Consider the following 24125-nt stretch of genomic DNA (forward strand, 5'->3'; position numbering starts at 1 on the left):
CGTAAATTGTCGTCGGCAAGACAAGATGACGTCAAAGTGGGTTCTAGCATTCATTCCAACGCGCTGCCTGCCTGCCTGCTGCCCCCTGGCGGCGAGCGATCCCGGCTGTCGCCGGATCGACCCGCCGCAGGCCAGCCTGGGCGCCCCTTGTCACACCGAGGACCGGAATGAAGACCACGTTCCCGCAACTACTGCTCCGGCACGCCGCCGAACGCCCGACGGCGCCTGCCCTGCGTGAAAAAGAGTACGGCATCTGGCAGACCCACACCTGGGCCGACCTGGCGCAGCTGGTGGAGCACGTCGCCGCCGGCCTGCACCAGGCGGGCCTTGCGCGCCACGAGCACATGGTGGTGATCGGCGCCAACCGCCCGCGCCTGTACGCCACCATGCTCGCCGCGCAGTCGCTGGGCGCCATCCCCGTGCCGCTGTACCAGGATGCGGTGGCGGCGGAATGCATCTTCCCGCTCAACAACGCCGAGGTGCGCTTTTGCCTGGTGGAAGACCAGGAGCAGGTCGACAAGATGCTGGAGATCCGCGAGCAATGCCCGCAGATCGAGCGCATCTACTTCGACGACCCGCGCGGCCTGCGCAACTATGCCGAGCAGGGCCTCGACTCCCTGGACGCACTGATCGCCGCCGGCCAGGCCTACGTGGCCCGGCACCCCGGGTGGTTCCGCGCCCAGGTGGCCCAGGCCAGCCCCGACGATGTGGCCGCGATGTTCTTCACCTCGGGCACCACGGGCAACCCCAAGGGCGTGGTGCACACGCACAGCACGCTGCTCGACCGCGCCTCCGCCGGTGCCGAGTTCGACAGGCTCACCAGCAGCGAAGAAGTGCTGGCCTACCTGCCCCCGGCCTGGATCGGGCAGAACATCTTCAGCTACGCGCAGTGGCTGGCCTGCGGCTACGTGGTCAACTGCCCCGAGTCGGCCAGCACCGTGACCATCGACCTCAAGGAAGTGGGCCCCACCTACTACTTCGCGCCGCCGCGTATTTTTGAAGGCCTGCTGACCAGCGTGATGATCCGCATGGAAGACGCGGGCACCATCAAGCGCAAGATGTTCGAGGCCTGCATGGCCGTGGCAAAGCGTGTGGGGCCGGCCCTGATGGACGGCGAGCCCGTGGGCCTGCTCGACCGCATCAAGTACACGCTGGGCAATGTGCTGGTGTACGGCCCGCTGCGCAACAACCTGGGGTTCAGCCGCGTGCGCGTGGCCTACACCGCGGGCGAGGCCATCGGGCCGGACCTGTTCACCTTCTACCGCTCCATCGGCATCAACTTGAAGCAGCTGTACGGCTCCACCGAGACCGCCGTGTTCGTCTGCCTGCAGCCCGACAACCAGGCCCGCGCCGACACGGTGGGCGTGCCGATCCGCGGCGTGGAGATCAAGGTGGCCGACAACGGCGAGATCCTCGTCAAGTCCGCCGGCCTGCTCAAGGAGTACTACAAGAACCCCACGGCCACGGCCGAGGTGCTGACGGCCGACGGCTGGTACCACACCAGCGATGCGGGCTTCCTCGACGCGCACGGACACCTGAAGATCATCGACCGCGTCAAGGACGTGGGCCGCATCAGGGGCGGCGCCAACGACGGCGCCATGTTCGCGCCCAAGTATGTGGAGAACAAGCTCAAGTTCTTCCCGCACATCAAGGAAGTGGTCGCCCTGGGCGACGGCCGCGAGAAGGTGTGCGTGATGGTCAACATCGACTTCGAAGCCGTGGGCAACTGGGCCGAGCGCCGCAACCTGCCCTACGCGGGCTACACCGACCTGGCGCAAAAGCCCGAGGTGTACGCGCTGATCCGCGAGTGCGTGGAAAAGGTCAACGCGGACCTGGCCACCGACGCCATGCTGGCCGGCAGCCAGGTCAGCCGCTTCCTGGTGCTGCACAAGGAGCTGGATGCCGACGACGGCGAGCTCACCCGCACCAACAAGGTCCGCCGCGGCTTCATCGCCGACAAATACGGCGTGCTGGTCGAGGCCCTGTACGCAGGCCGCACCGAACAGTTCATCGAGACCCAGGTCAAGTTCGAGGACGGCCGCACCGGCAGCGTGAGCGCCACGCTCAAGCTGTCCGACACCAAAACGTTCACCCCCGTGAAGACCGCCGCATGAAGCCCGCGCTCTACCCGCCCGAGAAGCCCCACGCCATGACCACCAAGAAGATCGGCGACGTCATCCTCGACGTCAAGAACATCAGCCTGCGGTTCGGCGGCGTGAAGGCGCTCACCGACATCTCGTTCAACGTCAAGGAGCACGAGATCCGCGCCATCATCGGGCCCAACGGCGCGGGCAAAAGCTCCATGCTCAACTGCATCAACGGCGTGTACACGCCGCAGGACGGCTCCATCACCTTCCGCGGCAAGACCTTCTCGCACATGAACTCGCGCCAGGTGGCCGAGATGGGCGTGGCCCGCACCTTCCAGAACCTGGCGCTGTTCAAGGGCATGAGCGTGATCGACAACATCATGACCGGCCGCAACCTGAAGATCAAAAGCAACCTGCTGCTGCAGGCGCTGCGCTGGGGCCCGGCCGAGCGCGAGGAGATCGCGCACCGCGAGAAGGTCGAGCACATCATCGACTTCCTCGAAATCCAGGCCTTTCGCAAGACCCCCGTGGGCCAGTTGCCCTACGGTCTGCAAAAGCGCGTGGACCTGGGCCGGGCTCTCGCGATGGAGCCGCAGGTGCTGCTGCTCGACGAGCCCATGGCCGGCATGAACGTGGAAGAAAAGCAGGACATGTGCCGCTTCATCCTGGACGTGAACGACGAGTTCGGCACCACCATCGTGCTCATCGAGCACGACATGGGCGTGGTGATGGATATCAGTGACCGCGTCGTGGTGCTCGACTACGGCAAGAAGATCGGCGACGGCACCCCCGACGAGGTGCGCAACAACGAAGACGTGATCAGCGCCTACCTGGGCACCAGCCACTGAAGGGCGGGAGAAAAAACAATGGCATTCTTTCTCGAAACACTGATCGGCGGCCTCATGGCCGGCATGCTGTATTCGCTGGTGGCCCTGGGCTTCGTGCTGATCTACAAGGCCTCGGGCGTCTTCAACTTCGCGCAGGGCGCGATGGTGCTGTTCGCCGCGCTGGCGATGGCGCGCTTTGCCGAATGGATCCCCAAGTGGACGGGCATCGCGAACCCCATCGTCGCCACGGTGGCGGCCTTCATCATCGCGGGCGCCATCATGTTCGTTGTGGCCTGGCTGATCGAGAAGCTGGTGCTGCGCCACCTGGTGAACCAAGAGGGCGCCACGCTGCTCATGGCCACGCTGGGCATCACCTACTTCCTCGAAGGCCTGGGCCAGACGATGTTCGGCAGCGACATCTACAAGATCGACATCGGCATGCCCAAGGAACCGATCTTCATGCTCGAGTCCCTGTTCCAAGGCGGCATCCTCGTCAACAAGGAAGACGTGATCGCCGCGGGCATCGCTGCAGCGCTGGTGGTGCTGCTCAGCGTCTTCTTCCAGAAGACCTCCACCGGCCGCGCCCTGCGCGCCGTGGCCGACGACCACCAGGCTGCCCAGTCCATCGGCATTCCCTTGAACCGCATCTGGGTCATCGTGTGGTGCGTGGCCGGGGTCGTGGCGCTGGTCGCCGGGATGATCTGGGGAAGCAAGCTCGGCGTGCAGTTCTCGCTGACCACGGTGGCGCTGCGTGCGCTGCCGGTGGTGATCCTGGGCGGCCTCACCTCGGTGCCCGGCGCCATCATCGGCGGGCTGATCATCGGTGTGGGCGAGAAGCTGTCCGAGGTGTACCTGGGCCCGTTCGTGGGCGGGGGCATCGAGATCTGGTTTGCGTATGTGCTGGCGCTGGTGTTCCTGCTGTTCAGACCGCAGGGCTTGTTCGGCGAAAAAATTATTGATCGCGTATGACGTACGCGACCAATAATTTTTCGAAGGAGGCACAACGCGCACCGCGCGTTGTCAGCGGGGCCGCAGGCGCCGCGTGGCACCGCAGGTGCGCCCCCGTGCAAAAGATCATCGATCGCGTCTGAAACATAACAAGACCAACAGGACACACACCATGCTCTACCGCGAAAACGGCCAGTTCAAGACCAGCTACCGCGCCGACCAGCAGATCTTCCCGATCGCGCAGGACCGCATCGCCATCGGCCTCATCCTGGCCGTGGCCTTCATCGCCGTGCCCATGCTGGCCAGCGACTACATCTTTCGCGCCATCCTGATCCCCTTCGTCATCATGGCGCTGGCGGCCCTGGGGGTGAACATCCTGGTGGGCTACTGCGGGCAGATCTCGCTGGGCTCGGGCGCCTTCATGGCCGTGGGGGCCTACGGTGCGTACAACTTCTTCGTGCGCATCCCCGGCATGCCGCTGGTGCCCGCGCTGATCCTGGGCGGCCTGTGCGCCACGTTCTTCGGCATCCTGTTCGGGCTGCCCAGCCTGCGCGTCAAGGGCCTGTACCTGGCGGTGGCCACGCTGGCCGCACAGTTCTTCTCGGACTGGATGTTCCTGCGCATCAAGTGGTTCACCAACAACTCCGATTCGGGCTCGGTGTCGGTGAACAGCCTGCAGGTCTTCGGCCTGCCCATCGAGAGCGCGACCAGCAAGTACATCTTCTGCCTGGCGGTGCTGGTGGTGGTGGCGCTGCTGGCCAAGAACCTGGTGCGCGGCGCCATCGGTCGCGAGTGGATGGCGATCCGCGACATGGACGTGGCCGCCGCGGTGATCGGCATCCGCCCGATGTATGCCAAGCTCAGCGCGTTTGCCGTCAGCTCCTTCATCATCGGCATGGCCGGCGCGCTGTGGGCCTTCGTGCACCTGGGTGCGTGGGAGCCGGCGGCCTTCTCGGTGGAGGTGTCGTTCCGCCTGCTGTTCATGGTGATCATCGGCGGCCTGGGCTCCATCATGGGCGGCTTCTTCGGCGCGGCCTTCATCGTGGTGCTGCCCATCGTGCTCAACCAGTTCCTGCCCGCACTGCTGGGCCTCTTCGGCATCACGATCTCCACGGCGGGCGTGTCGCATGCCGAGCTGATGATCTTCGGCGCGCTCATCGTCTGGTTCCTGATCGTCGAGCCCCACGGCCTGGCCAAGCTGTGGTCTACCGCCAAGCAAAAGCTGCGGCTGTGGCCCTTCCCGCATTGACTGATATGCACCCCCTGAGTCGCTTCGCGCCTTCCCCCTCTCCTTCGGGAGGGGGACGCCACCGGTGGCCTGGCAGAGCCAGTTCCACGGTGGCGCTGGCCTCGTGCATGCCAGTGCAAAGCTCGCAGCCCTTGAATCCGTCAGTTTCTTCCCCGTGCTTCAACACATTCATTCAAAGGAGACATCCATGAAGCTTTCGAAACTCGTGATCGCCGCTGCGGTGGTTGCCGCTGGCGCATCGTCCGTCGCGACGAGTGCCTTCGCGCAAGCCAAGGAGCAGTTCTTCCCGCTGCTGTCTTACCGCACGGGCCCCTACGCTCCCAACGGCGTGCCTTGGGCCAACGGCAAGCAGGACTACATCAAGATGATCAACGCCCGCGACGGCGGGATCAACGGCGTGAAGCTGACCTTTGAAGAATGTGAAACGGGCTACGCCACCGACCGCGGCGTGGAGTGCTACGAGCGTCTGAAGGGCAAGCCCGGCGTGGCGCTGTTCGACCCGCAGGCCACCGGCATCACCTTTGCGCTGACCGAAAAAGCGCCCGTGGACAAGATCCCGCTGATGACGCTGGGCTACGGCCTGTCGGTGGCGCAGGACGGCCAGGCCTTCAAGTGGAACTTCCCCTTCATGGGCAGCTACTGGACCGGCGCCGACATCCTGATCCAGCACATCGGCAAGTCCGCCGGCGGGCTGGACAAGCTCAAGGGCAAGAAGATCGCGCTGGTCTACCACGACAGCCCCTTCGGCAAGGAGCCCATCCCGCTGCTGCAGGAGCGCGCCAAGATGCACGGCTTCGAGCTGCAGATGCTGCCCGTGACCGCGCCCGGCGTGGAGCAGAAAGCCACCTGGCTGCAGGTGCGCCAGAGCCGCCCCGACTACGTGCTGCTGTGGGGCTGGGGCGTGATGAACTCCACCGCCCTGAAGGAAGCGCAGGCCACCGGCTTCCCGCGCGACAAGCTGTATGGCGTGTGGTGGGCCGGCGCCGAGCCGGACGTGCGCGATGTGGGCGAAGGCGCCAAGGGCTACCACGCCCTGGCGCTGAACGGCTACGGCACGCAGAGCAAGGTCATCCAGGACATCATGAAGCACGTGCACGACAAGGGCCAGGGCACGGGCCCCAAGGACGAAGTGGGCTCGGTGCTGTACACGCGCGGCGTGATCATCCAGATGCTGGCGGTCGAGTCGGTGCGCCGCGCGCAGGAGCGCTTCGGCAAGGGCAAGGTCATGACCGGCGAGCAGGTGCGCTGGGGCATGGAGAACCTGGCACTGGACCAGAAGAAGCTCGACGCCATGGGCTTTGGCGGCGTGATGCGCCCCCTGTCCACCAGCTGCGCCGACCACATGGGCTCGACCTGGGCGCGCGTGCACACCTGGGACGGCAAGAAGTGGGACTTCTCGTCCGACTGGTACCAGGCCGATGAGCAGATCCTGAAGCCCATGGTGAAGGCCGGGGCGGAGAAGTATCTGGCGGACAAGAAGATGACGCGTCGCGACGCTGCCGACTGCCAAAGCTAAGTACATCCCCCTGAGCGGCTGCGCCGCTCCCTTTCTCTCGAATCGCTGGCGCGATTCGGGAAGGGGGACGCCACCAGCGCGGCGGGGCGGCCCTTGCGCGGTGGCCCTCGCGTCTGGGCTGCGACCGTACCGACGGGCGTGACGAAGCGGTTGCTCCCGGGGGCAGCCGCCAACCCAAAGCGTTGCGAACTACCGCAGCTCTTTGGATTGGCACAGCGAAGGAAGAGAAGACCATGGACTCCAACAGCAATATCGTTCTCAACGTCAACGGCATCGAGGTCATCTACAACCACGTGATCCTGGTGCTCAAGGGCGTTTCGTTGCAGGTGCCGCAGGGCTCCATCGTGGCGATCCTGGGGGGCAACGGGGCGGGCAAGACCACCACGCTGCGCGCGATCTCCAACCTGCTGCAGGGGGAGCGCGGCGAGGTCACCAAGGGCAGCATCGAGCTGCGCGGCGAGCGCATCGAGAATTTGTCGCCCGCCGACCTGGTGCAGCGCGGCGTGGTGCAGGTGATGGAGGGGCGGCACTGCTTTGCCCACCTGACCATCGAAGAGAACCTGATGACGGGCAGCTACACCCGCACCAGCAAGGCCGAGATCGCGGCCAACCTGGAGAAGGTCTACAACTACTTTCCGCGCCTGAAGACGCGGCGCACCTCGCAGGCGGCGTACACGTCGGGCGGCGAGCAGCAGATGTGCGCCATCGGCCGCGCGTTGATGGCCAACCCCAGCATGGTGCTGCTCGACGAGCCCTCCATGGGCCTGGCGCCGCAGATCGTGGAGGAGGTGTTCAACATCGTGAAGGACCTGAACACCAAGGAGAAGGTCACCTTCCTGCTGGCCGAGCAGAACACCAACATGGCCCTCAAATATTCGGACTACGGCTACATCATGGAAAGCGGCCGCGTGGTCATGGACGGCGCCGCGAGCGACCTGGCCAACAACGAGGACGTCAAGGAGTTCTACCTGGGCGTGGGGGGCGGGGAGCGCAAGAGCTTCAAGGATGTCAAGAGCTACAAGCGGCGCAAGCGCTGGTTGGCCTAGGGTGCCCCCTGAGGCGCTGGCGCGCCTTCCCCCTCAGGGGGACGCACCCGGTGGACTGGCGGAGCCAGATCCACGGGTGCGCTGGTGGGGGCAGTGGGGGGGTTTGGCGGTGTGACGCAACCAACTTTTTTGTTTACTCCTGATTTCATAGCTGCTGGCGCTTGATGGGTGTGCGGTAGCGGCTTATTTCATTCAAAACACTGCAGAGGAATCCCGGCATGACGACGTTTTTTGACGCCCAGGAAACCCGGAGCACGGCCGAGCGCGAGGCGGCGCTGCTGGCGGCGTTGCCGCGGCAGGTGGGGCATGCGCAGCAGAACAGTGCGGCGTTTGCGGACATCCTGGCCGGCGTGGATGCGGCGGGGGTGACCAGCCGTGCAGCGCTGGCGCGACTGCCGGTCACGCGCAAGTACGAGCTGCTGGAGCGCCAGCAGGCGCAGCGCGCGAGCAATGTGTTCGGCGGGTTTTCGGCGCTGGGCTTTGGGGCGGGCATGCCGCGGGTGTTTGCAAGCCCGGGCACCATCTACGAGCCCGAGGGCACGCGGCCCAACTACTGGCGCATGGCGCGGGCGATCTACGCGGCGGGGTTCCGGCGGGGCGAGCTGATCCACAACAGCTTCAGCTACCACTTCGTGCCCGCGGGTTCGATGATGGAGACCGGTGCCCATGCGCTGGGCTGCACCGTGTTCGCGGGCGGTACGGGCCAGACCGAGCAGCAGGTGCAGGCCATGGCCGAGTTGCGGCCCGCGGGCTACATCGGCACGCCGAGCTTTCTGAAAATCATCGTGGAAAAAGCCGCCGAGCTGGGCGTGCCGCTGCCCACGGTGACCAAGGCGCTGGTGTCCGGCGAGGCGTTCCCGCCGTCGCTGCGCGACTGGTTTGCCGAGCGCGGCATCGCGGGCTACCAGTGCTACGCCACGGCCGACCTGGGCCTGATCGCCTACGAGACCTCGGCGCGCGAAGGCCTGGTGCTGGACGAAGACGTGATCGTCGAGATCGTGCGCCCCGGCACCGGCGACCCGGTGCCCGAGGGCGAGGTGGGCGAACTGGTGGTGACCACGCTCAACCCCGACTACCCGCTGATCCGCTTTGGCACCGGCGACCTCTCGGCCGTGCTGCCGGGCACCTGCCCCACGGGCCGCACCAACACCCGCATCAAGGGCTGGATGGGTCGCGCGGACCAGACGACCAAGGTGCGCGGCATGTTCGTGCATCCGGGCCAGATCGCGACCATCGCACGGCGCTTTCCGCAGGTGCTGCGCGCACGCTTGGTGGTCAGCGGCGAGATGGCCAACGACCAGATGGTGCTGCAGGTCGAGACCACCGAGACCGCCGAAGGCCTGGCGCGCCAACTGGGCGACGCCATCCGCGAAGTGACCAAGCTGCGCGGCGACGTGCAGATGGTGGCCCCCGGCACCCTGCCCAACGACGGCAAGGTGATCGAGGACGCCAGAAGCTACCAGTAGGCCATCGGCTTGGCCGCGGCGCGCCCGGCCGCCGGCTGCGGCCAACCCTAGTGCCAGGCGTCCACCGCACGGCACCGCAGGTTTGCGCCAGCGCAAGAAACCGCCCATTCAGGCGGCCGCCACCGCCCGCCATTCCCATCCTGCCCCCCCGGGAACTGCAGTATTTACCCTAACGCATGCTCACTATTCAATAGCACTTGGCGCTTGATAGGCAAGCCCTGCAGGCCTTTTTGGCTTGAAGACCCTGCAGGGGGTGTGCTACGTAATATCCGCAATACCTCGCCAGACCCCCCTCGCTATCATGGCCCGTCATTTACAGGAGAGACCATGAAAAAAATGCTGAAACTCGCACTGATCGCTGCCGCTGCAGCCACCGCCTTTGGCGCCAGCGCCCAGGAGTTCCCGTCCAAGGACAAGACGATCACCATCGTGGTCCCCTACGCCGCTGGCGGCCCCACCGACCGCGTGGCGCGCGACCTGGCCGAAGCCATCCGCAAGCCCCTGGGCGGCATCAGCGTGGTGGTGGACAACTCGGCCGGCGCCGGCAGCACTATCGGCTCCGCCAAGGTGGCCCGCGCCGCACCGGACGGCTACACCCTGCTGCTCAACCACGTGAGCATGGCCACCATGCCCACCATGTACCGCAAGCTGGCCTTCAACGTCGCCAACGACTTCGAATACCTGGGCGTGATCAACGACGTGCCCATGACGCTCATCGCCCGCCCCTCGATGCCCGCCAACAACTACAAGGAACTGGCTGGCTGGCTGCAGCAGAACAAGGGCAAGATCAACCTGGGCAACGCAGGCCAGGGCTCGGCATCGCACCTGTGCGGCCTGATCTTCCAGAGCGCCGTGCAGGTCGACATGACCGCCGTACCGTACAAGGGCACCGCACCTGCCATCACCGACCTGATCGGCGGCCAGATCGACCTGCTGTGCGACCAGACCACCAACACCACGTCGCAGATCGAAAGCAAGAAGGTCAAGGCCTATGCCGTGACCACCAGCAAGCGCCTGACCACCCCCGCCCTGAAAGACCTGCCCACGCTGGCCGAGTCGGGTGTGAAGGACTTCAACGTGACCATCTGGCACGGCCTGTACGCCCCCAAGGGCACGCCCGCACCGATACTGACCAAGATCAACGACGCCCTCAAGGTCGCCCTGAAGGACCCCGAGTTCATCAAGAAGCAGGAAGGCCTGGGCGCCGTGGTTGCGACCGACAAGCGTGTCGAGCCTGCGGAACACAAGAAGTTTGTGCTGGCTGAGACCGAGAAGTTCGGTGCGGCCATCAAGGCTGCGGGGTCGTACGCGGACTGATTGACCACCGCACAGACGGTCTGGCGCAGCCGGTTGCGCTGAGCCCGCAAAGCAGCCGCCCTGGCGAAAAGCAGGGCGGCTTTTTGTTGGCGGCAGTCGTGATGATTGGGCGGTTGCGTGACCCCGCTGGCCGCGCCCGCTAGAGGAATGAGGCAGACGAGCAGGGGGCGATCATTCAGTCATCTGTTCACAGCGGACATCGCGCGGGTCCAGCGCCACGAACCGGTCATTGGCCGCATCGATCATCCATACAGCCTCCACCCCCGGCGGCCCGGCCACTGTATCGCGCCCACCCCAGCGAAGCAGCACATAGACAGGTTGCGATCCAGACTGGCCCACATCGCATTGACCGGCTGTGGGGGAAATGAGCTCCAGAGGGTCGTCCCCCAAGCCTTCTTCGGCGTAGTTGCTGACTTGGGGGAGCACCTGGACCGCGACGATTTCCCAGAGGGGAAAACTGAGGAGCGGGGCATTGCTTTTACGCGTTTTGGCGATCAGAAGAACAGGCACGCCTTGACACACTGCCACCACGTCGGACCAGCCGATTTTCTCTGGCTCGTTCTCCCATTCCACACTGGCACCCATGAAATCGCAGGGAGAGCCCTCCACCAAACGTCCCTGGGCCGCGGAGGACAGGTAGGTTTTCCCGAGCAAGGCTTGCGCGTCGGAGACTCCAGCGATTGGGACCTCCTCGGTGCGCTGGCATGCCGCCAAGGCGCAGCACAGGGCCAGGGTTACAACCATGTGTTGGCCCATCACCAGCGCCTCATGTCTGTGGCGTGAATCTTCAAACCGGTGCTGCCTGACAACAGCCGCTTTTGCGCATGTGACTCCACGATGGTCATCCCCTTCGGAGCGCGTCCGTAAAGCTCCTCGGGATTGATTCTGCCGGCGAGCCCTCCACGGGCGTACTGGTCCGTCCGAATTTCGAAATGCAAGTGCTGATCTTCCCCGGTCATACCTCTGGCATTGCCGGAGGTGCCGGTATAGGCAATGATTTCCCCTTGCTCGACCTTGCAGCCCGCCGCCACGTTGAAGAGGCTCAAGTGCGAGTACAGCGCAAACAGCGCGCGTCCCTGAAATGAAAACTCCAGCACGACGGTCTTTCCGTGACCTTTGGGTCCTTCATCCTTCGCACTTTTGATCACACCGTCCGCAATTGCGTAGCAAGCCGTGAGCTTGGTCGCCACCAAGTCCCACCCTTGGTGATCACGCTTCGTCCCATCGGCGTTGGTCCGCACCGTGCCGAAAGTGTTGTTCGTCACATCACGCCGGATGCGGTTGCTCTCCAAAGGCCATGCCAGAAAACCCATCGACAAATCCCTCCTGATTCGCAGCACCTCTACTGGGTGCTGGCGGCGCGAATCATAGGAGTCGAAAATTCTTTTCAGCCACGAGAGGGCGTAACAGACTTGCTCGCGTGTAACGGGCTACAACCCCTCAGAACAATGTAGCAAAGTATGCACTTGATACGGGTTATCCCATCTGCGCAGGGCGTCCGAGCCCACGTACAAAGAGAGTCACAGCCGTCGAGCTGGAAGACCATCCGTACTACGAAAGCCCGCCCATGGCTCAGCCGCAACCAGCCCCCTACCAACCCGCGCGCACCAGCGCACAGATCCAGGCCCGCAGCCAGGCGCGCAGCCGCCGCAAGGCCGTCGCGCTCGCCTTCACCCTGAGCGCGCTCGGTGCCCTCGCCATCGCCGCGGCGGGCTCGCTGCTGGTAGCACCGGGCGCTGCCCATGCGCAGACCGCAGCGCCCACGACCGGCGGCGGCTGGCCCACCAAGCCCGTGCGCATCGTGGTGCCGTTCGCCCCGGGCGGCACCACCGACATCCTGGCGCGCGCCATGGCGCCCGAACTGAGCCGTGCATTCGGACAGCAGTTCATCGTTGACAACCGTGCGGGCGCGGGCGGCAATGTGGGGGCCGAGATCGTGGCCAAGTCACCGGCTGACGGCTACACGCTGCTGATGGGCACGGTGGGCACGCACGGCATCAACCGCGCGCTGTATGCCAAGCTGCCGTACGACCCGATCAAGGACTTCGTGCCCATCACCATGGTCGCTGCGGTGCCCAACGTGATGGTGATGAATGCCGACAAGGCCAAGGCCCAGGGCATCTCCAACGTGCAGGACTTCATCCGCGTGGCCAAGGCCAGCCCGGGCAAGATGAACATGGCGTCGAGCGGCAATGGCACGTCCATCCACCTCGCGGGCGAGCTGTTCAAGAGCATGACGGGCACCTTCATGCTGCACCTGCCCTACCGCGGCTCGGGCCCCGCGCTGCTGGACATGGTGGCGGGCAATGCCGATGTGATGTTCGACAACCTGCCGTCGTCGATGGCGCAGATCAAGGCGGGCAAGCTCACGGCGCTGGCGGTGACCAGCTCGCAGCGCTCCAGCGCCTTGCCCGATGTGCCGACGGTGGAGCAGGCCGGCGGCCCCACGCTCAAGGGTTACGAAGCCAGCTCGTGGTTCGGCCTGCTGGCGCCTGCTGGCACACCGGCCGACATCGTGAACCGCATCCAACAGGAAGTCTCCAAGTCGCTCGCCACGCCGGCGATGAAGGAGCGGCTGGTGGCGCAGGGCGCGATCCCTGGGGGCAACACGCCCGCCGACTTCGCCAGGCACATCGACAACGAGCACAAGAAGTGGGCGCAAGTGGTGAAGACGTCGGGAGCGAAGGTGGATTGATCGCCGCTGACGGCGCGGCCATCGCGCCACGCGCTGTCGCCACAACTATGCGCCTCTTTCAAATTTGAATGCCTGCCGGATCGCTGCGGGCATGTTCCGGCAGTGATTCAAAGGCGGCCAGGGCGTCCGTCCGCCCCAGTGCGAGAGTCCAGATCAGATCACATCTGATCACGCACCCCAGACCACATCCGCGCCCTCGGCCGCGCTGCGCTTGAGCATGTCGATCAGCGGTGCCACCCGCTGGCGCAGGCGCACGGCCTCGGCGCGTTCCTGCGTGGTGGCTTCGTCGTCGCCGTCCGCGTCTGCAGAGGCCGGCAGGGCTTCTTCGGCGGCCACGGCCGACTCGAGCGCTGCGATGGCGGCAGGGATCTGGGCGACCGTCACGATGCCGCTGGCACCCGGCGTCTTGCCCATGATGGTCACGACCTGGCGGCCCTGCGGCTCCAGCATGATCAGGTCGGCTGCAGCGCGGGATTTGAATTTGTAGAGCATGGAGGTGAACCGTTTTCTTGGTTGGATGAAGCAGACTCAGCTGCGGTAGATGTACTCGCGGGTGAACGGATAGTCCGATTGTGCGCCGGGCATCGCCCCCGTGGTCATGTCGCCGTCGGGCCGGACGGCCAGCATCTGGTGCAGGGCCATCCAGCCGCGCTCGAACCCCAGCGCACTGCCTGCAAGGTACAGGCGGTACGCACGCAGGACTTTATCGCCCTGCTCGCTGCCCCAGTGTGCGGCCAGCACGTCGCGCGCCGCAGGCAGGCGGGCCTCCAGCCTGTCGGACCATGCCCACAGCGTGCGCGCGTAGTGCGGGCGCAGGTTTTCGGTGTCCACCATCTCCAGGCCCGCGCGCGCCATGTCGTGCAGCACCGCGCTCACATGGATGAGCTCGCCGCCCGGAAAGATGTACTGCTCGATGAAATCCTCCATGCCCGCGCCCAGTTGCGCGTTGTCCACCGCGCCGGCGGTGATGCCGTGGTTCAGCATCAGGCCGCCCGGGCGCAGCAGGCGGTGCACGGTGTCGAAGTAGCGGCCCATCTGCGCGCGGCCCACGTGCTCGAACATGCCGACCGAGGCGATCTTGTCGAAGGGCTGGCCGGGCGGCAGCTCGCGGTAGTCGCGCAGCTCCATGCGCACCCGGCCCTGCAGGCCGCGCTCTGCGATGAGGCGCTGCACGTGCGCATGCTGGTGGTGCGACAGCGTGATGCCCGTGGCGTCCACGCCGTAATGCTCGGCCGCCCACAGCAGCAGGCCACCCCAGCCCGCGCCGATATCGAGAAAGCGCTCGCCGGGCGCCAGGCGCAGCTTGCGGCAGATGTGGTCGAGCTTGGCCTCCTGCGCGGAGGCCAGGTCCAGGGCGGCGTCCCGGTAGTAGGCGCACGAGTACACGCGCCGCTCGTCCAGCCACAGCGCATAGAAGTCGTCGGACAGGTCGTAGTGGAACTGCACATGCCGTGCATCGTGCCCCAGGGTGTGCACGGCCATGGAGCGGGCCCGCGCCAGCACGCGCTGCCACCAGCCATGGTGCTGGTCGCGGGCCGGATCGCGCGTCAGCAGGCCCGCGGCCGCAGCCATGAGGTCGCGCATGCCGCCCTCCAGCGCCACCCGGCCTTCGACGATGGCGGCGCCCACGTTGCCGATCTCGCCCGTGGCCAGCGCCACCAGCGCCAAGCGGTCGCGAAAGCGCAGCGTGACCGCGGGGTCGCGCGCGCCCAGTTGCTGCCCGGCGGGCAGTTGCACGGCCATCGGCACCGGCAGCGCCGCCAGCCGCCCTTCCAGGGTGTTCAGAAGGTGCTTCATGCAATTTATTTTTGGCAGCTTGCTGCACTGCGTCAACACCTGGCGCCATGACCTTGCCCGCGCCATGGGTCGCCGGGAAGGCCCCATTGACAGCATGTTGTTTAAGCCTAAACTATTTTCCCATGAACATCCTCTGCATTGGCGGCGGGCCCGCAGGCCTTTATTTCGCACTGCTCATGAAGCAGCAAGACCCTGCCCACCGGGTCACGGTGGTCGAGCGCAACCGGCCGTTCGACACCTTCGGCTGGGGCGTGGTGCTGTCCGACCAGACGCTGGCCAACCTGCAGGCGGCCGACGCGCCCACGGCCGCGCTCATCGGCGACGCGTTCAACCACTGGGACGACATCGAGGTGTTCTTCAAGGGCCGCAGCGTGCGTTCTTCGGGCCACGGCTTTTGCGGCATCGGGCGCAAGCGGCTGCTCAACATCCTGCAGGACCGGTGCCTGGCCGTGGGCGTGGAGCTGGTGTTCGAGACCGATGTAGCCGACGACCAGGCCCTGGCCGCGCAGTACGGCGCCGACCTGGTGATCGCCAGCGACGGCCTCAACAGCCGCATCCGCACGCGCTACGCCGCCACCTACCAGCCCGACATCGACCTGCGCGAGTGCCGCTTTGTCTGGCTGGGCACGCACAAGAAACTGGACGCTTTTACCTTCGCTTTCGAGCAGACCGAGCACGGCTGGTTTCAGGCGCACGCCTACCAGTTCGACGCCGACACCTCCACCTTCATCATCGAGACGCCCGAAGCGGTGTGGAAGGCGCACGGCCTGGACCAGATGGAGCAGCCCGAGGCGATTGCGTTCTGCGAAAAGCTGTTTGCCAAGTACCTCGATGGCAACGCCCTCATCAGCAATGCCACGCACCTGCGCGGCTCGGCCAACTGGATCCGCTTTCCGCGCGTGATCTGCAACACCTGGGTGCACCGCGAGACCATCGGCGGCAAGCAGGTGCCCATCGTGCTGATGGGCGACGCGGCGCACACCGCGCATTTCTCGATCGGCAGCGGCACCAAGCTCGCGCTCGAAGACGCGATCGACCTGGCCAACGAGTTCGCCACCGGGCTGCCGAACGGCATGCCCATGGATGAAATCCTCACCCACTACGAGGCGCGCCGCAGCGTCGAGGTGCTCAAGATCCAGAACGCCGCGCGCAACTCCACCGAGTGGTTCGAGAATGTCAACCGCTACACCGGCATGCAGGTGGAGCAGTTCGCGTACTCCCTGCTCACCCGCAGCCAGCGCATCAGCCACGAAAACCTGCGGCTGCGCGATGCGCAGTGGCTGGAGGGCTATGAAACCTGGCTGGCCGGTGGCAAGACAGCCGTTCCCCCGATGCTCACGCCCTTTGCGTTGAAGGGCCTCACGCTCAAGAACCGCATCGTCGTCTCGCCCATGGCCACCTACAGCGCGGTCGATGGCGTGCCGCAGGACTTCCACCTGGTGCACCTGGGCGCGCGCGCGCTGGGCGGTGCGGCGCTGGTGATGGTGGAGATGACCAGCCCCACGCCCGAGGGCCGCATCACCCCTGCCTGCACCGGGCTGTGGAACGATGCGCAGCAGGCCGCGTTCACGCGCATCGTGCACTTCGTGCACGGCAGCAGCACCGCCAAGATCGGCCTGCAGCTGGGCCACAGCGGCCCCAAGGGCTCCACGCGCGTGGGCTGGGAAGGCACGGACGAGCCGCTGCCTGATGGCAACTGGCCCCTGCTGGCCGCCAGCGCCCTGGCCTACGGCGAGCAGAACCAGTCGCCCGCCGCCATGACCCGCACCGACATGGACCAGATGACCGCCGCGTTCACCGACAGCACACGGCGCGCACTGGCCTGCGGCTTCGACTGGCTGGAGCTGCACTGCGCGCACGGCTACCTGCTGGCCAGCTTCATCAGCCCCATCACCAACCAGCGCACGGATGAATACGGCGGCAGCAGCATCGACAACCGCTGCCGCTACCCGCTCGAAGCGTTCGCCGCCGTGCGCGCTGTGTGGCCGGCCGACAAGCCGCTCTCCGTGCGCATCTCGGCCCACGACTGGGCGCCGGGCGGCACCACGCCCGACGACGCGGTGCAGATCGCGCGCCTGTTCCAGGCCGCCGGCGCCGACCTGATCGACGTGTCGTCCGGCCAGACCACGCGTGCCGCCAAGCCGGTGTACGGCCGCATGTACCAGACGCCGTTTGCCGACCGCATCCGCAATGAGGTGGGCATTGCCACCATGGCCGTGGGCGCGATCAGCGAGGCCGACCACGCCAACAGCATCATTGCCGCCGGCCGCGCCGACCTGTGCGCCATCGCCCGCCCCCACCTGGCCGATCCGGCATGGACGCTGCACGCCGCTGCGCAGCTGAGCCCCGTGGCCGCCGCGCACACCGACTGGCCGGAGCAGTACGCCAGCGGCCGCGACCAGATGCTGCGCGAGATCGCCAAGCAAAAGCAGGTCGCAGCGCTGGCTGCACAATCGCCATCAGCTATCAAAAACAGAGCATCAGCCGAGGAAGAGGGCTAGCCATGGACCTCGAAGCCCGCCTGCACGGCGCCGCCCCCAGCGAGCACCCCGAGGCGCTGCGCCTGTGGCTGCGCATGCTCACCTGCACGCAGCTCATCGAAAAGCAGGTGCGCAGCAACCTGCGCGCGCAGTTCGACACCACGCTGCCGCGCTTTGACCTGATGGCGCAGCTCGAACGCGCGCCCGAAGGCATGAAGATGAAAGAGCTCTCGCGCCGCATGATGGTGACGAGCGGCAACATCACGGGCATCACCGACCAGCTGGTGGCCGAAGGCCTGGTGGAGCGCCTGGACGTGGAGGGCGACCGCCGCGCCTACCTGGTGCGCCTGACACCGCAAGGCCGCCAGCAGTTCAACGACATGGCGCGCCAGCACGAGCAGTGGATCGTCGAGGCGTTTGCCACGCTGGGCGAACGCGACATCGCCACCTTGCACCGCCTGCTGGGCAAGGTGAAAGAACACACCCAAGACAACTCTTTGGAGACAGCCGAATGAAACACTTCATCGGGGCCAGCAACCCCATGCGCGAGCAGTTCAACCCAGAGGCCCGCTACGTGGCCGAGCATTTTGCGTGGAGCTTTGACGGCGGTGTGGGCACCGTCAAGCTCAACCGGCCAGACCGCAAGAACCCGCTCACCTTCCAGAGCTACTCGGAGCTGCGCGACTTCTTCTACGCGCTGCGGTTCGCGACCGACGTGAAGGCCATCGTCGTCACCGGTGCGGGCGGCAACTTCTGCTCGGGCGGCGACGTGCACGAGATCATCGGGCCGCTGACCACCATGACCATGCCCGAGCTGCTGGAGTTCACGCGCATGACGGGCGACCTCGTCAAGGCCATGCGCGCCTGCCCGCAGCCCGTGCTAGGCGCCATCGACGGCATCTGCGCCGGTGCGGGCGCGATGATGGCGCTGGCCTGCGACATGCGCTACGGCACCCAGGCGACCAAGACCGCCTTCCTCTTCACCCGCGTGGGCCTGGCCGGTGCCGACATGGGCGCCTGCGCCCTGCTGCCCCGGATGATCGGCCAGGGCCGCGCCAGCGAGCTGCTGTTCACCGGCCGCGCGATGACGGCGCACGAAGGCCTGGCCTGGGGCTTCTTCAATGATTTGTATGAGAGCGCCGACCTGCTGGCCAACGTGCAGGCCACGGCGCGCACGCTGGCCGACGGCCCCACCTTTGCCCACGGCATGACCAAGACCATGCTCAGCCAGGAGTGGAGCATGACCATCGAGCAGGCCATCGAAGCCGAGGCGCAGGCGCAGGCCATCTGCATGCAGACCGAAGACTTCCGGCGCGCGTACGAGGCGTTTGCGGCCAAGCAAAAGCCTGTGTTCCAAGGGGATTGAGAAGATGCACGTCGCAACGCCCCCAGCCCCCCGCCCGCCCTCCACGGCGCACCTGGCTCTGCCCTTCTTCGACGACGCCCACCGCGCGCTGGCCGGCGGCCTGGTGCCCTGGGCTGCCGCGCAGCAGGTCGACGAAACCGACGACCGCGCCGCCTGCCGCGACTGGGTGCAGCGCCTGGGCGCGGGCGGCTGGCTGCGCTACTGCGTGCCCGCCGAACACGGCGGCGCGCTGCCCGCACTCGACTCGCGCGCGCTGGTGCTGCTGCGCGAGACACTGGCTTACCACTCGCCGCTGGCGGACTTTGCCTTTGCGATGCAGGGCCTGGGCAGCGGCGCCATCACGCTGGCCGGCAGCCCCGCGCAGCAGGCGCACTACCTGCAGGGCGTGGCGCGCGGCGAACTGATCGCGGCATTCGCGCTGAGCGAGCCCGAGGCAGGCTCCGATGTGGGCGCTATGCAAACGATAGCTACTTGCGCTCATCCATCCAGCGATAGCGGCCACAACGGCTCCTATTCGCTGACCGGCACCAAGACCTGGATCAGCAACGGCGGCATTGCCGACTTCTACTGCGTGTTCGCCAAGACCGACCCGGCGGGCGGCACGCGCGGCATCAGCGCCTTCATCGTCGATGCGGACACGCCGGGGCTCGATGCCTCGCACCACATCCACGTGATGGCACCGCACCCGCTGGCCACGCTGCAGTTCACCGATTGCAAAGTGCCTGGCGACGCGTTGCTGGGCGAAGAAAATGGCGGTTTCAAACTGGCCATGCGCACGCTCGACATCTTTCGCGCGTCGGTCGCCGCCGCCGCGCTGGGCATGGCGCGCCGCGCACTGGCTGAGGCCGTGCACCACGCGCGCCAGCGCCGCATGTTCGGCCAGACGCTGGCGGACTTCCAACTCACGCAGGCCAAGATCGGCGAGATGGCCGCGCTGGTGGACAGCGCCGCGCTGCTCACCTACCGCGCGGCCTGGCTGCGCGACACGGGCCAGGCCCGGGTCACGGCCGAAGCCGCGATGGCAAAAATGACCGCCACCGAAAACGCCCAGCGCGTCATCGACATGGCGCTGCAACTGCACGGCGGGCGCGGCGTGGAAGTGGGCAGCAAGGTCGAGTCGCTGTACCGCGACATCCGCTCGCTGCGCATCTACGAAGGTGCCACCGAAGTGCAGCAACTCATCATCGGCAAGGCCACCCTGCAGGAGTAACACGACATGAGCAGCACCAGCACGAGCAGCAGCAGCAGCAGCAGCACCGCCCCGTCCGCACAGCCCGACCATTTCGTGCACGACCGCCTGCCCCCACCCGAGGCCTGGCCCACGCTGCACTACGACCTGCCCGAGCAGCAGATCGCCGCGCAGGCCAACCTGGTGCAGGCGCTGTTCGAGCAGGCCGAGCGCGCCGGCCACATCGACCGCCCCCTGCTGCGCGGCCCGCACCGCACGTACACCTACCGCGACGCCTGGACCGAAGCCGCGCGCATCGCCGAGGTATTGACGCAGGACCACGGCCTCGTGCCCGGCAACCGCGTGCTGCTGCGCGGCGGCAACACGGTGGAGATGGCGCTGGCTTGGCTGGGCACGGTGTACGCCGGCCTGGTCGCAGTGGCCACCATGCCGCTGCTGCGCGCGGGCGAGCTGGCCAGCATCATCGAACGCGCACAGCCCACGCTGGCGCTGTGCGACGGCCGCCTGCTGGCCGAACTGCAGGCGGCGCAGGCGCAGCAACCGGTGCTGGCCGCCATCGTGCCGTTCCACACCGCGCCCGACGCGGCCGACCTGATCCAGCGCGCCCAGGCCAAGCCGGGCACCACGCCGCCCTGCCCCACATCGGCCGACGACATCGCGCTCATGGCCTTTACGTCCGGCACCACGGGCGCACCCAAGGCCGCGGTGCACACCCACCGCGACGTGCTCGCCGCCTGCGAGGCCTGGCCGCGCCATGTGCTCAAGGCCACGCCCGACGACATCGTGGCCGGATCGCCGCCGCTGGCCTTCACCTTCGGGCTGGGCGGCCTGCTCGTCTTCCCCATGTGGGCCGGGGCCAGCGTGTACTTCCCGGACCAGCCCTACACGCCCGAGACCATGGTCACGCTGATGCGCGATGCGGGCGTCACCATCTGCTACACCGCGCCCACCTTCTACCGGCAGATGGCGCCGTTCGCCCAACAGATCGGCCTGCCGCAACTGCGCATCAGCGTGAGCGCGGGCGAAGGCCTGCCTGACGCCACACGCCAGCTGTGGAAAAACGCTACCGGCATCGACATGACGGATGGCATCGGCGCCACCGAGATGTTCCACATCTTTGTCTCGTCGGCGGGCGGCGAAACACGCCCCGGCGCCATCGGCAAGGTCGTGCCCGGCTACACCGCCAAGGTGGTGGACGACGACGGCCAGGAGGTGCCGCTGGGCACCGTGGGCAAGCTCGCCGTCGTCGGGCCCACTGGCTGCAAGTACCTGGACGACCCGCGCCAGGCCAAGTATGTGAAGGATGGCTGGAACTATCCCGGCGACGCGTTCACGCAGGACGCTGACGGCTATTTCTTCTACCAGGCGCGCGACGACGACATGATCATCACCGCTGGCTACAACGTGGGCGGCCCCGAGGTGGAAGACGCCCTGCTGCGCCACCCCGCGGTGGCCGAGTGCGGCGTGATCGGCGTGCCTGACGAAGAGCGCGGCATGGTGGTCAAGGCCATCTGCGTGCTGAAACCCGGGCACACCGGCGACGCAGCCATGGTGAAGACCTTGCAGGACCACGTGAAGGCCACGATTGCCCCGTTCAAGTACCCGCGCGTAGTGGAGTTCGTCACGGTATTGCCGCGCACCGAGACGGGCAAGCTGCAGCGGTTCAAGCTGCGTCAGGGGGCTATGGGCGCGCCTTCGCCTGCTCCGTCTTCCTCATCGTCGTCCTCGTCGTCGTCCTCTTAGAAGATAGTAGAAACAACATGATCAACACACTTTTGCAACCGGAAGGTTGGGTGGCACCCAAGGGCTATGCCAATGGCGTGGCGGCGCGTGGCACGATGGTGTTTACCGGCGGTCAGATCGGCTGGAATGCGCAGCAGCAGTTCGAGAGCGATGACTTCATTGCGCAGACGCGGCAGACGCTGCTGAACGTGCGGGCCGTGCTGCAGGCCGGTGGCGCTGGGCCGGAGCATCTGGTGCGGCTGACGTGGTATGTGGTGGACCGCCAGGAGTACAACGCGCGGCTGAAGGAGCTGGGGGCGGTGTACCGCGAGGTGCTGGGGAAGAATTTTCCGGCGATGGCGTGTGTGCAGGTGGCGGGGTTGATGGAGGAGCGGGCGAAGGTGGAGATTGAGGCGACGGCGGTGGTGCCGGATGGGGAGTGATGGGTGACTGGGTACGCTGGTGCTGAGCCGGTCGGACCCGACCGACAGGCCGCAAACTTCGATCCAGTCCGTTCGGGCAGAACCTCTCACGTTCTTGAGGCTGTTGTCCGGGCTTGCCTGGGTAAGTGGGAGCAGCAGATCGAGCAGATCGCCCAGTTGCCCAAGGCCCGCCAGCGCTTCGTGAGCCAGGTGCTGGACCCACGCGCGAGACTTCGATGCACTCTTCGCGCTGCTGATGCCGGGGCGCCTGAACGACATCCGGCTGATGACCACCGCCAGCAGCGAAGGGAGCAGCCCGGGCACGCCCACCTATGCGGTTTTCAATACCAACGTGATCGGCTCCCAGGAGATGCGGGCCGTGCTGGCGGCGATGAACCGCGCGGGGGTGCAGGACTGACGGCGCAGGTCGGCAGCAACAGCAGGCAGCGAACCCAACCCTTACGACAAAGCCCTCGCCAACCCCGGCCTATGCGCGAGGGTGGGGAGGCTTTGTCGATTTTTACTGCTTATATCCAGGCGGTACACGATTGGCTTGTGGCGGCATGGGCCTACTTCCTCGTTGCTCCAAGCTCCTTCATGAATGCACGCATGTTATTCATGGAAGCCGCATTTTCACCATATAGCAGGTAATGTCGCTGGTTTGTCGGGCACACAAGGCCAGATATGGGATGCCCCGGCTGCACTCCTGCGGGAATGGGCTGAAGCGCTGCAGCGCACACAGGACAGACAACGCGCAGGCCAGCCTCATACTTTCGGAGCGCTTCAGATCCTGTAAGAGAAGCTGCATTGACGGTTTCTTGCATCATTGACCTCCGAAGGGGTTTTTCCACTAGGCTGATGGGGATACAGGTCCTGCACCCTTCCCATGATTTGTTGACGCTCAAACAAACTCGGTCTACGACCTTCGCTGAAGAGGCACTCGTTACGTGTCGTATCCCGGACGATCATATGGCCGCTTGAGAAACAGATCCGGGCGCTCCTGGTACCACTCTTTCATCGCCTGCATGGGCGTCTTGCTGCCCAGCGCTGACTGTGGCAATTGGTGGTTGTACAGCGCCACATAGCGCCGCAAGGTCTGCTGCATGTCCTCGCGACTGTTGAAGCGGTGGGTCTTGAGCACGTCTGCGATGCGGCTATTGAAGCGCTCCACCATGCCATTGGTTTTGGGCGTCCTGCGCCTTGTCATGGTCCTGCGCCCGCTCCCGCTATTGCACTGCCGATGCTCTTGCTGATCCTTCGCCCGAATGGGTCATACCGGTACCTGGTCCAGTACCTCGTCGAAGTGGTGCCCGTCGTGCTCGCTGGCCGTGCCCGTGGCGAGGCGGCGGATGAAGCCGTGCTTGAGGTCCACACTGACGCTGAGCTTGTAGCCGAAGTAACTCTTGCCGTGCTTCTTGGTGTGCGTGGCGTCCACATCCTTTTGCCGGGCTGAGCCTCGCTCCACTCGGGCGTTTTGCCTTCGGACAGTGCCTGGCGCTCTTGCCTGCCCAGGTGCTGGCGGGGCGCGGGCACCAGCGTGGCATCGATGGCCTGTCCGCCCCGGGCTATGTAGCCGTGGCGCTGCAGTTGCGCATCCCCCCCTGGAACAGCGCCGTCGCCCCATCCGCGCCCAGGCGCTCGCCGAAGCGCCAGATTGTGTTGCGGTTCGGCACGTTCATCGCGTCCTGCAGCAGGCAAAAACGCTGATAGCTCGCACGATCAGAAACTGGTATTGCATCTGCTCGCGCGAGAGGTTGTACAGCCGCTTCAGTACCAGGATGCGCACCATGACCTCGGTGGGGTAGCTGGGCCGCCCGCCCTTGCAGCCATCGCCGCGCTCGATGACTGCATCCACCAGCCGGGCCAGCTGCGCGAAGTCGATGTGCCGTGCGATCACCTGCAACGGATCGCCCGCCTCATCCCTCTTGTGCTGGCGCGAGACCTCGGCGAACAGGTCGAACTTCGGGGGGTGATCATGGCTATGGCGACTCAGGCGTT

Annotated in this window: 20 protein-coding genes and 2 pseudogenes; 16 read left to right on the top strand and 6 right to left on the bottom strand. The window is 66.1% G+C overall.

What is annotated here, in order from left to right:
• The first annotated feature begins 167 nt into the window (after window positions 1-167).
• The 8 genes from ACIGHN_RS15600 (at window position 168) to ACIGHN_RS15635 (ending at window position 10456) form a co-directional block, all read left to right on the top strand.
• The gene (locus ACIGHN_RS15600) at window positions 168-2114 is read left to right on the top strand and encodes an AMP-dependent synthetase/ligase (RefSeq protein ID WP_396505087.1); all 1947 of its coding nucleotides are present in this window, start codon (window positions 168-170) and stop codon (window positions 2112-2114) included.
• Window positions 2115-2149: 35 nt separating this feature from the next.
• The gene (locus ACIGHN_RS15605; protein ID WP_056411486.1) at window positions 2150-2935 is read left to right on the top strand and encodes an ABC transporter ATP-binding protein; all 786 of its coding nucleotides are present in this window, start codon (window positions 2150-2152) and stop codon (window positions 2933-2935) included.
• An 18-nt stretch (window positions 2936-2953) separates the two neighbouring features.
• Window positions 2954-3883, top strand: coding sequence for a branched-chain amino acid ABC transporter permease (locus tag ACIGHN_RS15610; RefSeq protein ID WP_396505088.1), 930 nt, complete (start codon window positions 2954-2956; stop codon window positions 3881-3883).
• A 151-nt stretch (window positions 3884-4034) separates the two neighbouring features.
• Window positions 4035-5111 (top strand): branched-chain amino acid ABC transporter permease, encoded by a 1077-nt coding sequence (locus ACIGHN_RS15615; RefSeq protein WP_056164211.1) that lies wholly within the window; start codon window positions 4035-4037, stop codon window positions 5109-5111.
• Window positions 5112-5298: 187 nt separating this feature from the next.
• Window positions 5299-6627 (top strand): ABC transporter substrate-binding protein, encoded by a 1329-nt coding sequence (locus tag ACIGHN_RS15620; RefSeq protein WP_056164207.1) that lies wholly within the window; start codon window positions 5299-5301, stop codon window positions 6625-6627.
• Window positions 6628-6860: 233 nt separating this feature from the next.
• Complete coding sequence (locus ACIGHN_RS15625; protein WP_055400025.1) at window positions 6861-7673, top strand: ABC transporter ATP-binding protein; 813 nt, start codon at window positions 6861-6863, stop codon at window positions 7671-7673.
• Window positions 7674-7891: 218 nt separating this feature from the next.
• On the top strand, window positions 7892-9139 hold the full coding sequence (locus ACIGHN_RS15630; protein ID WP_396505089.1) for a phenylacetate--CoA ligase family protein: 1248 nt from the start codon (window positions 7892-7894) through the stop codon (window positions 9137-9139).
• A 327-nt stretch (window positions 9140-9466) separates the two neighbouring features.
• Window positions 9467-10456 (top strand): tripartite tricarboxylate transporter substrate-binding protein, encoded by a 990-nt coding sequence (locus tag ACIGHN_RS15635; protein WP_056164202.1) that lies wholly within the window; start codon window positions 9467-9469, stop codon window positions 10454-10456.
• A 171-nt stretch (window positions 10457-10627) separates the two neighbouring features.
• On the opposite strand, the gene ACIGHN_RS15640 is transcribed toward ACIGHN_RS15635, so the two are convergent.
• Window positions 10628-11200, bottom strand: a complete 573-nt coding sequence (locus tag ACIGHN_RS15640; protein WP_396505090.1) for a hypothetical protein — start codon at window positions 11198-11200, stop codon at window positions 10628-10630.
• Between the two features lie 11 nt (window positions 11201-11211).
• Window positions 11212-11769, bottom strand: coding sequence for a M23 family metallopeptidase (locus tag ACIGHN_RS15645; protein WP_396505091.1), 558 nt, complete (start codon window positions 11767-11769; stop codon window positions 11212-11214).
• A gap of 254 nt (window positions 11770-12023) precedes the next feature.
• Between ACIGHN_RS15645 and ACIGHN_RS15650 the strand changes: the two genes are divergently transcribed.
• On the top strand, window positions 12024-13151 hold the full coding sequence (locus ACIGHN_RS15650) for a Bug family tripartite tricarboxylate transporter substrate binding protein (protein ID WP_396505092.1): 1128 nt from the start codon (window positions 12024-12026) through the stop codon (window positions 13149-13151).
• A 168-nt stretch (window positions 13152-13319) separates the two neighbouring features.
• Here the strand turns inward: ACIGHN_RS15650 and ACIGHN_RS15655 are convergent, their stop codons facing one another.
• On the bottom strand, window positions 13320-13643 hold the full coding sequence (locus tag ACIGHN_RS15655) for a DUF1840 domain-containing protein (RefSeq protein WP_396505093.1): 324 nt from the start codon (window positions 13641-13643) through the stop codon (window positions 13320-13322).
• Window positions 13644-13679: 36 nt separating this feature from the next.
• Window positions 13680-14948, bottom strand: a complete 1269-nt coding sequence (locus ACIGHN_RS15660) for a class I SAM-dependent methyltransferase (protein WP_396505094.1) — start codon at window positions 14946-14948, stop codon at window positions 13680-13682.
• Between the two features lie 122 nt (window positions 14949-15070).
• Between ACIGHN_RS15660 and ACIGHN_RS15665 the strand changes: the two genes are divergently transcribed.
• The 7 genes from ACIGHN_RS15665 to ACIGHN_RS15695 all read left to right on the top strand — a co-directional run bounded on the left by ACIGHN_RS15665 (window position 15071) and on the right by ACIGHN_RS15695 (window position 22545).
• The gene (locus tag ACIGHN_RS15665; protein WP_396505095.1) at window positions 15071-17449 is read left to right on the top strand and encodes a bifunctional salicylyl-CoA 5-hydroxylase/oxidoreductase; all 2379 of its coding nucleotides are present in this window, start codon (window positions 15071-15073) and stop codon (window positions 17447-17449) included.
• 2 nt (window positions 17450-17451) lie between these two features.
• On the top strand, window positions 17452-17943 hold the full coding sequence (locus ACIGHN_RS15670) for a MarR family winged helix-turn-helix transcriptional regulator (protein WP_056164186.1): 492 nt from the start codon (window positions 17452-17454) through the stop codon (window positions 17941-17943).
• Window positions 17940-18794, top strand: coding sequence for an enoyl-CoA hydratase family protein (locus tag ACIGHN_RS15675; RefSeq protein ID WP_396505096.1), 855 nt, complete (start codon window positions 17940-17942; stop codon window positions 18792-18794). The genes ACIGHN_RS15670 and ACIGHN_RS15675 overlap by 4 nt, the downstream gene beginning before the upstream one ends.
• 4 nt (window positions 18795-18798) lie before the next feature.
• A complete protein-coding gene (locus ACIGHN_RS15680; RefSeq protein WP_396505097.1) occupies window positions 18799-20004 on the top strand; it encodes an acyl-CoA dehydrogenase family protein in 1206 nt (401 codons plus the stop codon).
• A 6-nt stretch (window positions 20005-20010) separates the two neighbouring features.
• The gene (locus ACIGHN_RS15685) at window positions 20011-21726 is read left to right on the top strand and encodes an AMP-binding protein (protein WP_396505098.1); all 1716 of its coding nucleotides are present in this window, start codon (window positions 20011-20013) and stop codon (window positions 21724-21726) included.
• A 17-nt stretch (window positions 21727-21743) separates the two neighbouring features.
• Window positions 21744-22148: a RidA family protein gene (locus tag ACIGHN_RS15690; RefSeq protein ID WP_396505099.1), complete on the top strand. Its 405-nt coding sequence runs from the start codon at window positions 21744-21746 to the stop codon at window positions 22146-22148.
• A 265-nt stretch (window positions 22149-22413) separates the two neighbouring features.
• Window positions 22414-22545 carry a hypothetical protein gene (locus ACIGHN_RS15695; RefSeq protein WP_396505100.1) on the top strand — a complete coding sequence of 44 codons (132 nt, stop codon included), beginning with the start codon at window positions 22414-22416 and terminating at the stop codon, window positions 22543-22545.
• A 525-nt stretch (window positions 22546-23070) separates the two neighbouring features.
• Here the strand turns inward: ACIGHN_RS15695 and ACIGHN_RS15700 are convergent.
• Both ACIGHN_RS15700 and ACIGHN_RS15705 read right to left on the bottom strand, forming a co-directional pair.
• A pseudogene (locus tag ACIGHN_RS15700) lies at window positions 23071-23331 on the bottom strand (integrase core domain-containing protein); the annotation flags it as partial.
• Between the two features lie 81 nt (window positions 23332-23412).
• A pseudogene (locus ACIGHN_RS15705) lies at window positions 23413-24120 on the bottom strand (IS5 family transposase); the annotation flags it as partial.
• Window positions 24121-24125 lie beyond the last annotated feature (5 nt).

Source organism: Acidovorax sp. NPDC077693, from assembly GCF_044542805.1.
GTDB lineage: Bacteria > Pseudomonadota > Gammaproteobacteria > Burkholderiales > Burkholderiaceae_C > Acidovorax.